Origin of the sequence: Providencia sp. 21OH12SH02B-Prov (genome assembly GCF_027362595.1) — a bacterium.
Taxonomy (GTDB): Bacteria; Pseudomonadota; Gammaproteobacteria; order Enterobacterales; family Enterobacteriaceae; genus Providencia; species Providencia zhejiangensis.
In genome coordinates this window covers 3,186,844-3,201,903 of record NZ_CP114796.1, presented here as the reverse complement: position 1 = coordinate 3,201,903, position 15,060 = coordinate 3,186,844, and the positions used below count along the sequence as shown (strand labels likewise).

The 15,060-nt window shown below is 43.0% G+C and carries 15 protein-coding genes; 9 read left to right on the top strand and 6 right to left on the bottom strand.

Annotated features, from left to right (window positions below):
- Window positions 1–20: 20 nt before the first annotated feature.
- The 4 genes from gpmA to modE form a co-directional block, all read right to left on the bottom strand.
- Entirely contained in the window at window positions 21–773 is a 753-nt protein-coding gene (gene gpmA, locus O7C57_RS14960) for a 2,3-diphosphoglycerate-dependent phosphoglycerate mutase (protein WP_154624697.1), read from the bottom strand.
- Window positions 774–965: 192 nt separating this feature from the next.
- Window positions 966–1,796 carry a CPBP family intramembrane glutamic endopeptidase gene (locus O7C57_RS14955; protein ID WP_269723293.1) on the bottom strand — a complete coding sequence of 277 codons (831 nt, stop codon included), beginning with the start codon at window positions 1,794–1,796 and terminating at the stop codon, window positions 966–968.
- Between the two features lie 221 nt (window positions 1,797–2,017).
- A complete protein-coding gene (modF, locus tag O7C57_RS14950) occupies window positions 2,018–3,502 on the bottom strand; it encodes a molybdate ABC transporter ATP-binding protein ModF (protein ID WP_154624699.1) in 1,485 nt (494 codons plus the stop codon).
- A 295-nt stretch (window positions 3,503–3,797) separates the two neighbouring features.
- Window positions 3,798–4,589 (bottom strand): molybdenum-dependent transcriptional regulator, encoded by a 792-nt coding sequence (modE, locus tag O7C57_RS14945; RefSeq protein WP_269723292.1) that lies wholly within the window; start codon window positions 4,587–4,589, stop codon window positions 3,798–3,800.
- A gap of 213 nt (window positions 4,590–4,802) precedes the next feature.
- Here modE and O7C57_RS14940 point away from each other — a divergent pair, with 213 nt between their 5' ends.
- The 4 genes from O7C57_RS14940 (at window position 4,803) to modC (ending at window position 7,764) form a co-directional block, all read left to right on the top strand.
- On the top strand, window positions 4,803–4,952 hold the full coding sequence (locus tag O7C57_RS14940) for an AcrZ family multidrug efflux pump-associated protein (RefSeq protein WP_154624701.1): 150 nt from the start codon (window positions 4,803–4,805) through the stop codon (window positions 4,950–4,952).
- Window positions 4,953–5,240: 288 nt separating this feature from the next.
- Complete coding sequence (gene modA, locus O7C57_RS14935; protein WP_231131863.1) at window positions 5,241–5,960, top strand: molybdate ABC transporter substrate-binding protein; 720 nt, start codon at window positions 5,241–5,243, stop codon at window positions 5,958–5,960.
- 18 nt (window positions 5,961–5,978) lie between these two features.
- A complete protein-coding gene (modB, locus tag O7C57_RS14930) occupies window positions 5,979–6,668 on the top strand; it encodes a molybdate ABC transporter permease subunit (protein WP_154624721.1) in 690 nt (229 codons plus the stop codon).
- Window position 6,669: 1 nt separating this feature from the next.
- A complete protein-coding gene (gene modC, locus O7C57_RS14925) occupies window positions 6,670–7,764 on the top strand; it encodes a molybdenum ABC transporter ATP-binding protein ModC (RefSeq protein ID WP_251464551.1) in 1,095 nt (364 codons plus the stop codon).
- Window positions 7,765–7,883: 119 nt separating this feature from the next.
- Here the strand turns inward: modC and O7C57_RS14920 are convergent, their stop codons facing one another.
- On the bottom strand, window positions 7,884–8,702 hold the full coding sequence (locus O7C57_RS14920) for a pyridoxal phosphatase (protein ID WP_154624704.1): 819 nt from the start codon (window positions 8,700–8,702) through the stop codon (window positions 7,884–7,886).
- 339 nt (window positions 8,703–9,041) lie between these two features.
- On the opposite strand from O7C57_RS14920, the gene pgl reads away from it, so the two are divergent.
- Complete coding sequence (gene pgl / locus O7C57_RS14915; RefSeq protein WP_269723291.1) at window positions 9,042–10,028, top strand: 6-phosphogluconolactonase; 987 nt, start codon at window positions 9,042–9,044, stop codon at window positions 10,026–10,028.
- Window positions 10,029–10,066: 38 nt separating this feature from the next.
- Here pgl and bioA read toward each other — a convergent pair whose 3' ends face one another.
- On the bottom strand, window positions 10,067–11,338 hold the full coding sequence (gene bioA / locus O7C57_RS14910) for an adenosylmethionine--8-amino-7-oxononanoate transaminase (protein ID WP_269723290.1): 1,272 nt from the start codon (window positions 11,336–11,338) through the stop codon (window positions 10,067–10,069).
- Between the two features lie 92 nt (window positions 11,339–11,430).
- On the opposite strand from bioA, the gene bioB reads away from it, so the two are divergent.
- The 4 genes from bioB to bioD are packed head-to-tail and all read left to right on the top strand — an operon-like array spanning window position 11,431 to window position 15,058.
- Window positions 11,431–12,468, top strand: coding sequence for a biotin synthase BioB (bioB, locus tag O7C57_RS14905; RefSeq protein ID WP_163862735.1), 1,038 nt, complete (start codon window positions 11,431–11,433; stop codon window positions 12,466–12,468).
- A complete protein-coding gene (gene bioF, locus O7C57_RS14900; protein WP_269723289.1) occupies window positions 12,468–13,622 on the top strand; it encodes an 8-amino-7-oxononanoate synthase in 1,155 nt (384 codons plus the stop codon). The genes bioB and bioF overlap by 1 nt, the downstream gene beginning before the upstream one ends.
- On the top strand, window positions 13,603–14,379 hold the full coding sequence (gene bioC, locus O7C57_RS14895) for a malonyl-ACP O-methyltransferase BioC (protein WP_163862731.1): 777 nt from the start codon (window positions 13,603–13,605) through the stop codon (window positions 14,377–14,379). Before bioF ends, bioC begins: the two co-directional genes overlap by 20 nt.
- Window positions 14,372–15,058 carry a dethiobiotin synthase gene (gene bioD, locus O7C57_RS14890; protein WP_247046989.1) on the top strand — a complete coding sequence of 229 codons (687 nt, stop codon included), beginning with the start codon at window positions 14,372–14,374 and terminating at the stop codon, window positions 15,056–15,058. The genes bioC and bioD overlap by 8 nt, the downstream gene beginning before the upstream one ends.
- Window positions 15,059–15,060: the final 2 nt, after the last annotated feature.

Genomic DNA, 15,060 nt, shown 5'->3' with positions numbered 1-15,060 from the left:
AACGTGGGATAAAGCGTTAATTATTTCGCTTTTCCTTGGTTGGCAACCGCAGCTTGTTTAGCCGCGATTTCTTCTTGGTTACCAAGATAGTAATGCTTGATTGGTTTCATGTTTTCATCAAACTCATAAACCAAAGGGACAGCGGTTGGAATATTCAGGTTGAGAATTTCTTCTTCACCCATGTTATCCAAGTATTTTACCAGTGCACGTAGTGAGTTACCGTGAGCGGCAATAATCACTTTTTCACCTGCTGCAACACGTGGTTTGATCTCTTGCTCCCAGTAAGGAACAACACGCTCGATGGTGGTTGCTAAGCTTTCAGTCACTGGCAGTTCATCGCTTGATAGTTTTGCATAGCGTGGGTCATGACCAGGGTAACGCTCATCATCTTTAGTCAGCTCAGGAGGCGTGATTGCGAAACCACGACGCCATAATTTAACTTGCTCATCACCATATTTCGCCGCAGTCTCAGACTTATCTAGGCCTTGTAGTGCACCATAGTGACGCTCGTTCAGTTTCCAGCTTTTTTCAACAGGCAGCCATTGCTGATCAACCTGATCAAGGATATTCCATAAAGTATGGATAGCACGTTTCAGAACTGAGGTATATGCGAAATCAAAGACAAAACCTTCTTCTTTCAACTGTTGACCTGCAATTTTTGCTTCTTCACGGCCTTTGTCTGACAGTTCAACATCAGTCCAGCCAGTGAAACGGTTCTCTTTGTTCCACTCACTCTCACCGTGTCTTACCAAAACCAGTTTAGTTACAGCCATAGCTTAAACTCCTATCAGTACATTCAAATTAAAATGAATCATTGCTGACCTACATTATAGGGATAGTCAATCCGAACGCTAGTCACAACTGATGTTTTACCCAAACCAAATCAAAAAAGTGATGGTAAGCGCGTTAACTAGACAAAAATTTCGCTGATGAAGCCGCAAAATATCCTCTTCTATGCTTATTTTTCATCCAGAGACCATTTTGACTGGGTAAGTAAAAAACAATAGATGTAATAGATTTAACCCGAAGTGAAACGATACAGCAAGCCATAATTTTCCACTCCACATCCACGCTAAACCATAGATAATCCCCGCAAGGGTGGCAAAGAGGATCAATAAAGGGCCTCCAGCGGCGTGTGCTGCACCGAAAAGTAGGGCACTGAGCATGAGTGCTAGGTAGGGGGAGCCTAGCCATTGGGTGAATCGTTGTTGTAAGTAACCGCGAAAGAGCGCCTCTTCAGCGAGTGAGACAAACAACAGATTACTGATCATAAATATCGGCAGCCATGTGGGGAAATGCCATTCAACATCAATTCCTCCACTGATCGCGGCAATAATCAGTAATGCAGGAACGGCGGATATTAAAATCCACCATTGCCAAGGTTTAGCGGTTTTAAGTGGTTGAGTAGAAAATAGATTAGGCAGACAAAATAATAAAGCAACAGGCACTATTGCCTTGTCGAAATTTAAATACAGGGTAAAAGGGGCGCTTTGCTCACCGACAATAACCTTATCAAGGTATTTGAGGTTGTTAAAACCTGGGAATACATGAAGAAATAGACCAACTACAATGGCGAGCAGTGCGATTTCACTGACGATTTTGACGACTAAATGGTATTGAAAACGCCAGCGAATTATTCCAATCATAGTTATGACAAGAAGCAGTAAGATAGCTTGCCAGCTAAGGACATGAGTGAACAAGACTATAATGACCGCAATAAAAAATAAAAATAGGGCGATAAATCGATGTGTTGCCAGTGTTGCAAGTGAAATAGCCAAGACAAGCCAGCCGGCCATAAATACTCCTAAATCGTACTGAGAATTATTGAAAGCGGCACAGTGTAATGATTTTGACTCATTTTTCGAGGCATCAATCCAATATATGGAAACAGTATTTGTACAAGTAAACGTAAATAAAGAAGTTATACATTTTTGTTTTAGAATAGGTAAGCCAATCATTAGATTAATTAAGGTCGATAAATCATCAAATCACATTATCGACCCTGATTATCATGATATTAAGCGGGATGATGCTCAACCACTTCTATGTCATAACGGTATTTGCCGTTATCGGGAATAAATTTTAGTCGATGCGTAATACAGCTAGGCGCATCTTCTTGGTGGTGGCTGACAAACAGCAGTTGTGTCGAACCTTGGTTCAGCATGATATCGATAAAGCGGAGTACTAATAAACGATTTAAGCCATCAAGCCCTTGTAGGGGTTCATCTAAAATTAACACTGTTGGGTGTTTAACAAGTGCGCGTGCAATGAGTACAAGGCGTTGTTGGCCCCATGATAAGCTATGAAAAGGTTGTTGTGCGGATTGTGCGGAAAATCCTAGTAAAGCAAGCCATTCATAAGCTAATTGTACTTGGCGATCTGAAGGTGTTTGATATAAACCAATAGAGTCGTGAAAACCTGAAATAATGACATTAATCACGCTAGTTGCGACGCGATACTCTTGGTGAATACTGTTGCTGACGTAACCAATATGGCGTTTGATATCCCAGATGGTTTCTCCCGTTCCTCGGCGACGACCAAATAAAGTTAAATCATTACTGTAGCCTTGCGGGTGATCACCTGTAATTAAGCTCAATAATGTGGATTTTCCCGCCCCGTTTTCACCAATAATTTGCCAATGTTCTTTCGGGTTAACTTGCCAGTTTAAACCGTGCAAAATAGGTTTATCGTTATAACTGACAACGCCATTGCGCAAAATAACGCGTGGCACATCGTCTGCTAATGAAATTTGTGCGGTTGGGTCTTCGATTTCAGGGATAGAGAGTTGTTTAAGGTTTTCGCTGTGTTGCAGCTGAGTGATTAGGGTGTTAGCAAGTACTGACTCACGATTTCCCGATACGCTGAGCTTGCAATCAGCTAAAACGCCCATGTTATCAATAAAATCAGGAATTTCATCAAATCGATTAAGCACTAATATAATGGTTAGCCCTTTTTCAGATAGGCTGTATAGCAACTCGCCAAGATTATTTCTTGAATAGACGTCTAGTCCATCGAAAGGTTCATCAAGCACCAATAAATCAGGTTGTGCCATTAAGGTTTGGCAGAGTAATACTTTACGGGTTTCCCCCGTAGATAAATATTTAAAGCGCCTAGAGAGTAAATCACTGATACCAAATTTTGCGGCTAATTCTAAACAATATTCATTATCTCGATGGTGGAGTTGAATAATTTCAGCGGCGGTATAGCCCGTGTCATCTTCATTTTCGCCGAGTAAGTCGGTGTTATTACGTTGCCATTCTTCATTAATAATTTTTTGCAGTTGTTCAAAAGAGAGACGAATGGGGGTGTTAAACGTATTTTCCACGATACCAGATAACGGCTTCAGTTCTCCTGATAAGGCCTTGGCAAGAGAGGATTTACCACTGCCATTAGCACCAATAAATGCCCAGTTTTCATGCTGATTAATTGTTAATTCAGGTATATCCAGTGTTTGCGTGTCATTGAGCCTAAAGCTACTGTGACGCAGAGTAATTGAAGCCATAATACTTCCTTCTTATATACCCCTCTGCTTCAAGCGGCTGCACGGTATGAATAATATTGGCTAAGCGCCCGCTCACTAGTCAGGTTGTTGTCTTTATGCCTAGTGATGCATTAACTTGCTTTTTGGCTGCCAACTCGAATTAGCTAGAGTATCGATGTTATATTTACCTATCTGTCTCCTCCACAAATAATCATGATTGCGGACAATGTCAATAATTCACTGAGAAATGAAGCATAAAAAAGATGAGGGCACTTATTTATTGAGGATGATGGTGGCAATAAATAAGTGCGTTTGATTAGCAAAGCGTTGCGATGATCACTTGATCGGCATTAAATTGGGCGGTGACATCGTCATTGATCTGGAGCTGCTGTTGATCGACTTCTTGGTTACTGAGTGTTGAACACAGGGTTTCACCGCCTAATAAGGTGACGATAACTTCGCTATTTTCGTCACCACGTTCAAGTGTTGTGATTTTACCTGCAAGTTTATTATCAAATTCGTCCGTTGCTGCTGACGGCTTAGTCAATTTCACCCAAGGTGCTTTAATTAAAGCGAGTACTTCCTTACCTTCGGCAAGGCCTAGGCGGTTGGCACTCTGTTCTGTTAAGGCGGCATTAATAACGGTTTTATTATCCGCTAACAACACTTGGACATGTTGTTGGACTTGGCTATGGTCTCTTGCAATTAAGGTACCAAAGAATTGGTTACGTGCGCTGGTTTGTAGCGAGAAGCGAGAAATAGCAGCGAGAAGACTATCAAGGGGGAAATTGTCCTCTTTGAGAACATCGAATGCCTTTTGCTGGATTTGTGCTAGTAAATCGTAAAGTTGTAACAGCCTTTCACCATAATGAGTGAGCGTTGTTCCTCCACCGCCTTTACCGCCTGTCGCTCTATCAACTAAAATATCATCCGCCAACTGATTCATTTCATTGATGGCATCCCAAGCACTCTTATAGCTGATCCCTGCTAATTTAGCGCCTTGGCTAATCGATCCTGTGGCTTTGATTTGTTTAAGCAGTGAAATTCGGCGAGGGTCAGCAAATAAATTTCCTTGTAGTTTTAGCGTGAGTAAGATTTCTGCCTGCATAAATATCTCCCTTCCTATTTCCTGTTAAGAACGACGCCATGAACAACGAAACTGCGATGAAAAAGCACGTTTAGTGTGTCGTTTGAAATGTAATTTGTCTACAATAGTGGCTGTTTTATCACTATTATATACGTTATTATTTAAATTCAGCTTTATTTTCCCTCGTCAGCGCATCAGTTGGCTGGTGGGCACAGTATCACTGAAGAGGCTTTAATGTTAGATATTCTAAAAAGCATGGGTTTTGCCCTGTTGATGGTTCCAGTTGTGATGTTTTTGATTATGGGGCTAATTTATGGCCTTGGGGCTTTCTTTAACCTGTTATCTAAAGCTCACGTTCCGCATCATCACTCCGAGAATAAATAATTCTCCCTCCTTATTTAAGTGTGCCTGTTTCTTGACGGATAATGTGAAGAAACAGGCTACTCAACATCCTTTCTTTGACTAATCCGATTTGAGTGTAGGCTCCCCGCATTTTGTGCCATTGACGCCAATTTTTGGTCAATTCATTGCGCTAGCACACTTTTATGCATCCTATGACTTTAAGTTATCGTTGTGTCCTGTTATATATAACGGGACAGTTAAATTTTAGGATGGATTAACATGAAAAAAAGCTTAATTAAGTTACTGGCGGGTGCCACGATAACGCTTTCAATGGCAAGCCACAGTGTTGCTGCGGAGAAGATTACCGTTTTTGCTGCCGCTTCTTTGACAAATGCGATGAATGAAATCTCTGAGCAATTTCAGAAAGAAAGCAAAGTAGAAGTGGTTTCATCTTATGCATCATCATCAACGCTTGCACGCCAAATCGAGCAAGGAGCCCCTGCAAATCTATTTATTTCTGCCGATCAACAATGGATGGATTATGCTATTGATAAGCAGTTAATGGTTGAAAATACCCGTTACACTTTATTAGGTAATGAGTTAGTGCTTATTGCACCAAAAGATTCGAAAATTGAAAAAGTCGATATCAATAAACAGACTGATTGGAAAAAACTGCTCGATGGCGGACGTCTTGCGGTAGGTGATCCTGATCATGTGCCTGTTGGGATTTATGCTAAAGAAGCGTTGAACTACTTAGGGGCATGGGATACTGTCAATCCCATGTTAGCGAGAACAAACAACGTACGCAGCGGTATGGCGCTTGTTGAACGCGATGAAGCACCTTTAGGTATCGTGTATGGTTCTGACGCCGTTGCCAGTCAAAAAGTGAAAGTTGTCGGTATCTTTCCAGCTGACTCACATAAACCCGTTGAATACCCAATGGCTATTGTGAAAGATCAAGATAATAAAGCCACTCGTGACTTTTATGAATATCTGAAAACGCCAGCGGCATCAGAGGTATTCAAACGTTACGGTTTCACTCCACGTTAAGAGATTATAGTATTGCAGATGTTAAGTGCTTATGAATGGGAAGCGATTTACCTAAGTTTAAAAGTCTCTAGTGTTGCGGTGATCTTTAGCCTACCTCTAGGGATATTAGTTGCATGGGTATTGGTTCGTTGCCATTTTCCTGGCAAAACACTGCTTGATAGTATTATTCATCTACCACTGGTATTACCGCCAGTGGTAGTGGGGTATTTACTGTTGATCAGTATGGGACGCCGTGGATTTATTGGTGAGTGGTTGTATCATTGGTTTGGGTTTAGCTTCACGTTTAGTTGGCGTGGTGCGGCTTTGGCTTCTGCTGTTGTTGCATTTCCTTTGATGGTGAGAGCCATTCGTTTAGCGCTTGAGGCTGTTGACCGTAAATTAGAACAGGCCGCTAGAACGCTAGGGGCGACACCTTTACGTGTCTTTTTCACTATCACTATTCCGCTCTCTTTACCCGGTATTATTGTGGGTACGGTATTAGCCTTTGCGCGTTCTTTAGGTGAATTTGGTGCCACGATCACTTTCGTATCAAATATTCCAGGTGAAACTCAAACGATACCATTGGCGATGTATACGCTAATTGAAACACCGGGAGCAGAAGTTGATGCTGCTCGTCTGTGTGTTATCGCGATAGTGCTCGCACTGATCTCACTATTAATTTCAGAATGGCTAACCCGTTGGGGTAAAAAGCGATTAGGGGTAGCCTGATATGTTACAACTTGATTTTTCACAGACACTGGGTGATTTACAGCTTGAAGTGAACACTGAGTTACCCACAGAAAGCATAACGGCAGTATTTGGCTTGTCTGGTGCGGGGAAAACCTCCTTGATCAATGTCATTGGGGGGCTAACCAAGCCGAATCGTGGGCGTATTGTGCTTAATGGGCGCACATTGGTGGATATGGAAAAAGGGATCTGCTTACCACCTGAACAGCGACATATAGGCTATGTGTTTCAAGATGCTCGGCTTTTTCCACATTATCGCGTAAAAAACAACCTACGTTACGGGATGGCGCCAGAGATGAAAGGGCGTTTTGATGAAATCGTGGGTTTGTTAGGGATCGAAAAATTACTGAATCGTTTTCCAATTACGCTATCGGGGGGGGAAAAACAGCGTGTTGCGATTGGTCGTGCGTTGTTAACAGCCCCTGAAATTTTATTAATGGATGAGCCTTTGGCTTCTCTTGATCTACCGCGTAAACGTGAATTATTACCGTATTTGGAAAGGCTTTCTCAGGATGTCAAAATCCCGATTTTGTATGTGAGCCATAGCCTTGATGAAATTTTACGTTTAGCTGATAAAGTGATTGTGATGGCACAAGGGAAAGTAAAAGCTTTCGGCCCGTTAGAAGAGGTATGGGCAAGTAGTGCATTACGTCCTTGGTTGCAGCAAGAAACATTAAGTAGTGTGCTGAATGTGATCTGCCATGGTCACCATCCTGATTATGCAATGACCGCCGTGACGGTAGGTCACCAAAAACTGTGGATCCCACGTATTGATACTCAAAAAGACCACATGTTACGTTTACGCATTGATGCCTCAGATGTCTCGTTGGTGTTAGAAAAACCTCAAGTGAGCAGTATTCGTAATATTTTATCTGCGGAGGTTGTTGAGTGGATAGAAGATGGTGAACAGGTTGACGTGAAGTTAGATTTAGGGGAGCAGCACTATTTATGGGCGCGAATTACTCGCTGGGCGCGCGATGAGCTTTCTATCCGCAAAGGGCGGAAAGTTTATGCTCAAGTGAAGAGTGTTTCGCTCAGCCGGCAGATTACGCTTCATACTCCAAGCCCCAAGTCATAGTATTGTTGGTGCTGAACACGGATCCTAGCCATAGATTTCTCAGGATCCGCGCCATTGCAACCTAGTGAAAACTTAACGTATTTTGAGTGATCACTTTATTATTATTTTCTTGATGGGAATTACAAAACATACTTGCGGATCACTTCGGCAATGCCCGGTTGGGTATTATCGCGAGTGACCAGCTTGGCTTGTTGTTTGATTTCATCGACCGCATTGCCCATTGCAACACCTAGACCAGCAGTCGTTAGCATACTTAAGTCATTGAAGTTATCGCCAAAAGCAACTACATCATCCATGGTCATGCCTTGTGATTCAACCCATTGTTTGAGACGTAGGCCCTTGCTGTTTCCTTTACGCCCAATATCAACCTGATCAACCCAGGACCATTCACACTCCAAACCGAAATCAGTTTCAATGCCATGGACAACTTCTTTAAGCTGATCCAGATTTTCGGAGCTTACCGCAAATTTCCAGATCGATTGATAATCGTGCATGACATCAGCATAATTTTCGACAAATTGAATATTTGGACGCTGTGCTTCTGGCAAGGTTTCTGCCCAGCTAAGGGTTCTTTTGATCCCTTCAGTCGGCGCGTTATACAACATTGCATCATCAACATACATTAAATGTTGAATATCCGTATCACGTAGCCTTTCTATCATTTGTGTTGCTGACTCTAATGTCATTGGATCAGAGGCAAGAACCTTTTTACCTAAATAGTCATAAAGGTAAGTTCCGTTACAACAAATCGCTGGAGTATCAAGATTAAGAGCTTGATAGAAAGGGTGAATAGCAACATGATGGCGTCCAGTCACAATCAGTACTTTGACGCCTTGACGGCGTGCTTCATTCAAAGCAGCTAGAGATTCAGGTAAAATCTTCTTTTGAGGATCAAGTAGTGTTCCATCGAGATCGAGCGCAATAACGCGGTATGACATAAACGGCTCCACGTGATTTGAGGTTACATATGCCATGGTTTAATGGCGATATGGTGGTTTTGACGTCGGAGGCTGAACAGAAAGGGAAATCTGATTAGCCTGATAATAATCTAGGTTGAGTATAATTTACCATCTTAGCGGATATTCGAGATTAACTAAAGTGGCGTATTGACGAATCGAGTCAAGTTATTGGTAATCCACTGTTTTAGTCATATTACGACAAATTAATAACTTGATATCGTTAAAAAAGCGTTATTAATTGTTATTCGCTAGTGTATCTAGAGATTAACCGTCATAATGACAAAATAGCGCTTTATCATGAAACACAAAGGAGACAGGATGAATCAGGTTGTCTATATTGCTAGCCCCGAAAGCCATCAGATCCACGTTTGGTCTATGAACGAAGTCGGTGAACTTACTTTGTTGCAGACTGTGACGACGCCAGGCCAAGTACAGCCAATGGTATTAAGCCATGATAAAAAACATCTTTATATTGGGGTAAGACCCAACTTTCGCGTCATCACTTACCGTATAGAAGATAACGGCACATTAAGTTTCAAAGCGGAAACCTCAATTCCAAGTACACCAGTACATTTATCATTGGATAACACAGGTAAGTATCTGTTTGTGCCGTCGTACCATCAACACAATTTGGCGGTATTACCAATAAACAGCGCAGGTGTGCCGCAAACGGCGATCCAAGTTATTGAAGGGTTACGTAACCCGCACTCTTCACATGTTGATGCAGACAATCAGCAATTATGGGTACCTTGTTTAGGGGAAGATCATATCCGTTTATTTGATCTACATGCTGACGGTTATTTAACGGAAGCCTCTGCTGAGCAAATTAGTGCTGCACAAGGTGCAGGGCCTCGCCATTTGGCTTTCCACCCTCAGCATAAAGTGATTTATTGTGTTAATGAATTGGATTCGACGATTAATGTCTACCATAAATTTACACGCTATCGTCAAACGCAATATATCAATGTCTATCCACAAGGCAGTGACAGCCAACGCTGGGCCGCAGATATTCATATTACGCCAGATGGTCGTCATCTCTATGCGAGTGAGCGTTCAGATAGTTATATTAGCCACTTCCTGGTTTCTGATGATGGCCGTGAATTAACCTTTGCGGGCACTTATCCAACTGAAGAGCAGCCTCGTGGATTTAATATCGATGCGACGGGACGATTTTTGATTTCGAGTGGACAAAAGTCCGACAGTATTTCGGTTAGCGAAATCGACCCAATTACCGGTAAGCTCACACAAATTGGCCGCTACCCAGTAGGAAAAGGCCCTATGTGGGTAACGGTACTTGCACGCTAAATTGCATGAAAAGATCCCTTTACGAATAAAGGGGTCTTTTACCCTTCGATCACTTTTCTTATTGCCCCTGTCACTTTACTCAGTTGTTCTGGTGAGATGATATAAGGTGGCATGACATAAATGAGCCGCCCAAACGGCCGGATCCATACCCCCTCAGCAACAAATTTTTTCTGTAGCTCAGCAGTATTGACAGACTGGTGCATCTCAACGACGCCAATCGCACCTAAAACGCGAACTTGCTTAACATCGGCATGGTGGGCAAGTGGTGTAAGCTCTTGAAAAAGTTGTTGTTCAATATTGGCGATGGTTTGCTGCCATGGGCTTTCACGCAATAATTGCAGACTCGCGTTGGCAACTGCGCAAGCTAAGGGATTCCCCATAAAGGTTGGCCCATGCATAAAGCATCCCGCTTCACCGTCACTAATCGTTTCTGCTACGTGACGAGTGGTTAAGGTTGCTGAAAGTGTCATATAGCCGCCAGTCAAAGCCTTTCCTAAACACATAATATCAGGGGAAATATTAGCATGGTTACAAGCAAATAATGCCCCAGTACGGCCAAAACCGGTGGCGATTTCATCCGCAATCAATAAGATCCCGTAGTAGTCACAAAGCTCGCGAACGCCTTTCAGATATTGAGGATGATAAATACGCATCCCACCAGCACCTTGAACAATCGGTTCTAGTATTATCGCCGCAATGTGTCGATGGTTCGCTGCCAATGCTTGCTTTATCGGTAATAAGTCATCATCATCCCATTGGTCATGAAAACCACATTGGGGGGCTGTGACAAAAATATGCGGAGGTAAATAACCTTTGTAGAGGCCATGCATAGAGTTGTCAGGATCACACACCGCCATCGCACCGAAGGTATCCCCATGATAACCATGACGTAACGTCAAAATACGCTGACGTTTTTCTCCTTTCGCTTGCCAGTATTGAAGCGCCATTTTTAGTGCAACTTCTACGGCCACTGAACCTGAATCAGCAAGAAAAACACATTCTAAAGGTTCAGGTGTGATGTCAACGAGTTGACGGCATAGATTGACGGCTGGGGGATGCGTAATACCCCCAAACATCACATGAGACATTTTTTGCAGTTGTTCTGTTGCTGCTTGGTTGAGCACAGGGTGATTGTAGCCGTGGATCGCAGCCCACCAAGAAGACATACCATCAACCAGTTTTTTTCCATCAGCCATAATGAGTTCTGCCCCTCTCGCCTCAACAATAGGATAGGCTGGGATTGGCTGGCTCATCGAGGTGTAGGGATGCCAAATATGTTTAGCATCGAAAGCAATATCTGAATTGTCCATTTATTTTATTGTCAACTTATTTTATTAAATTTGGTTGACATGATAACCGCAATATTTAAACTGGCAACGACTTTTTACGATGGAGAACTGCCGTGAGCGAATTAAAAAAGTGGACAACTAAACAGGCTAATGAATTGTTTTCTATGCCTTTCTTTGAACTTCTATTTCAAGCTCAGCAAGTGCATCGACAGCATTTTGATCCACAGCAGGTGCAAGTGAGTACTTTACTGTCAATCAAAACGGGCGCTTGCCCTGAAGATTGTAAATATTGTGCGCAAAGTGCTCGCTATAAAACAGGTTTAGAAACCGAACGTTTAATGGAAGTACAGCAAGTTCTTGAATCAGCAAAAAAAGCTAAGCAAGCAGGATCAACACGTTTTTGCATGGGGGCCGCTTGGCGTAACCCGCGTGAAAGAGATATGCCTTATCTTGAAATGATGGTGAAAGAGGTAAAATCTCTTGGCATGGAAACATGTATGACATTGGGCATGATTGACGATCATCAGGCTCAACGCCTCGCGCAAGCAGGCCTCGATTACTACAATCATAACCTTGATACCTCACCAGAATACTATGGCAACATTATTACCACGAGAACTTATCAAGACCGCTTAGATACCCTAGACAATGTACGTAATGCCGGCATTAAAGTTTGTTCTGGTGGAATTTTAGGTTTAGGAGAAAAAATTAGCGATCGGGCAGCATTATTAGTACAGCTTGCCAATTTACCTAAGCCGCCTGAAAGTGTGCCGATCAACATGTTGATGAAGGTTGAAGGGACGCCAATGGCTGATAACGACGATGTCGATCCATTTGATTTCATTCGAACTATTGCGGTTGCACGTATTATGATGCCAACCTCTTATGTACGCTTATCTGCTGGGCGTGAATACATGAATGAGCAAACTCAAGCATTGTGTTTTATGGCAGGAGCGAATTCAGTATTTTATGGTTGTAAGTTACTCACGACACCAAACCCAGATGAAAATAAAGATTTAGCACTATTCAGAAAATTGAATATTAACCCTGAACGTATTGAGGTTAATGAAGGCGACAATCAACAAGCCGCGCATTTAGCGGAAAAAATCCTTACCGCAGACAACCAACAGTTTTACAATGCGGCGATCTAATGAGCTGGCAATCTTTTATTCAAGCAGAGTTAAAACAGCGCCAGCAGAATGCGATTTGGCGCAAACGAACCTGTGTTGAGCATAATACGGGGCGTGAATTGCAGGTTGATGGCCATCAGTACCTGAATTTTTCAGGCAACGATTATTTAGGCCTAAGTCACCATCCCAAAGTCATTGAGGCTTGGCAGCAAGGCGCTGCTCAATATGGCACAGGCAGCGGTGGTTCAGGGCATGTTACAGGGTTCTCTTGTGCCCATTACCAGCTAGAAAATGCGCTGTCTGAATGGTTAGGCTATCCGAGAGCACTGCTCTTTATCTCTGGTTTTGCGGCAAATCAAGCGGTAATCACCGCTTTGATGACCCAAGATGACCGCATTTTAGCCGATAAACTTAGCCATGCATCGATCCTTGAAGCAGCAATGTTATCTCGCGCTACTTTACGGCGTTTTACCCACAATAACCCGCTATCACTAGAAAAATTGCTCGCTCCTCCAGCAAAAGGGAAAACGCTTGTCATTACTGAAGGTGTTTTTAGTATGGACGGTGACTGTGCGCCGCTCACTGAATTGCAGCGGCTTGCCACACAGCATAATGCATGGCTTATGGTGGATGATGCACATGGTATTGGCGTGCGAGGGCGAGAAGGGCGCGGTAGTTGTGATGTTGATGGTATTAAACCCGAACTGCTGATTGTCACCTTCGGCAAAGCTTTTGGTTTGAGTGGTGCCGCGGTTTTGTGTGATGAAGCTACCGCAGATTATTTTATCCAAGCAGCTCGCCATCTTATTTATAGTACATCAATGCCACCGGCTCAGGCTATTGCACTATCAGCGGCTCTACAACAGATCCGTAACGCTGATGACGAGAGGGAACGGCTTAATCAGCATATTGCGTATTTTAGAAAAAATCGTCAGTTGAGTGGTATGCAATTAGCGAATTCATCGATGGCAATCCAACCGCTCATTGTTGGTGATAATGATGACAGTATTCAGCTTTCTAATTATCTTCGGCAAAAAGGGCTCTGGGTGCAAGCGATCCGCCCGCCTACTGTCCCGCCCGGAAGTGCACGATTACGCATTACTCTGAGTGCGGCTCATCGCCAACAAGATATAGACCAACTGTTGGAGGCGCTACATGGTTTTGCCATTAAGTGATGAAAAGCAAAAAATTGCCTCTGCGTTTGGTAAAGCGGCAAAGCGCTATGATTCGATAGCGTATTATCAGCAAAACAGCGGTCACCAATTATTGGATTTATTAGCCTCAGCGCAGGTAAATTTAAGTGATAAAAAAGTGATTGATGTTGGCTGTGGAACGGGATTTTTCAGCCAAATTATCAAAAGACAAGGCGCTGAAGTCACCGCATTAGATTTGTCATTAGGCATGTTAGAGGTTGCTCGCGATAAAAAGGCCGCTGCACAATATATTTGTGCAGATATGGAATTACTGCCTTTTGCCGACCAAACCTTCGATATCGTTTTTTCTAATTTAGCGATCCAGTGGTGCTCAAACTTATCACAAGCGTTAACGGAATTACATCGAGTGACCAAAAGTGGGGGCGTTATTGTATTTACGACTCTTGCGAAAGGCTCACTGTCTGAATTATCACAAGCTTGGGCTAAGTTAGATGGCTATTCACATGTGAATGAGTTTTTGAGCTTTGAGCTGATTACGGCGAGCTGCCAGCCATGGAAGCATCAATTACTGCTTCAGCCCGATAAACTGTATTTTCCTGATTTAGCTCGCTTGTTGAATTCATTAAAAGGGATAGGCGCGACGCATCTTACGGCAGGACGCCAAGGTGGATTGATGACAAGGCAACGATTACAGCAACTCACACATGCCTACCCAGCGTCAGTGAACGGCCTAGAACTGACTTATCAAACTGTATTTGGAATAATTTATCGTGATTAAAACCTTTTTTGTGACTGGCACCGATACTGAAGTCGGCAAAACGGTAGCCAGTTGTGCATTGCTACAAGCCGCTAATCAATTAGGTTATCAAACTGCGGGTTATAAGCCTGTCGCTTCAGGTAGCGAGCAGACGGCACAAGGGCTACGCAATAGTGACGCACTCTTTTTACAGGCAAACAGTACACTGCCATTAACTTACCAAGAAGTGAATCCGATTGTATTTGAAGCACCAACGTCTCCGCATATTATTAGTGAAAAAGTCGGGCAACCAATCGCGTTTTCGGTAATGACTGATGGATTAAAACAGTTGCAATCAAAAGCCCAATGGGTGTTAGTTGAAGGGGCTGGCGGTTGGTATACGCCACTATCAGCACACCACAGTTATGCCGATTGGGTGGTTGAGCAACAATTGCCTGTGATCATGGTTGTTGGTATCAAGTTAGGCTGTATTAATCATGCGTTGTTAACAGCGCAGGCCATCGCGCAATCAGGACTAAAATTGGTGGGGTGGATAGCTAATGAGGTCGAGCCAGCAGGAACCTATCAAGCAGAATATTTAGAGACGTTACACCGCACGATCAATGCCCCATGTCTTGGTACAATTCCCTATCAAAATAGCGATACATTTTTGGATGTTGGTCAGTATATTGATGTGAGACGGTTGCTGACAGCGTTGTGATG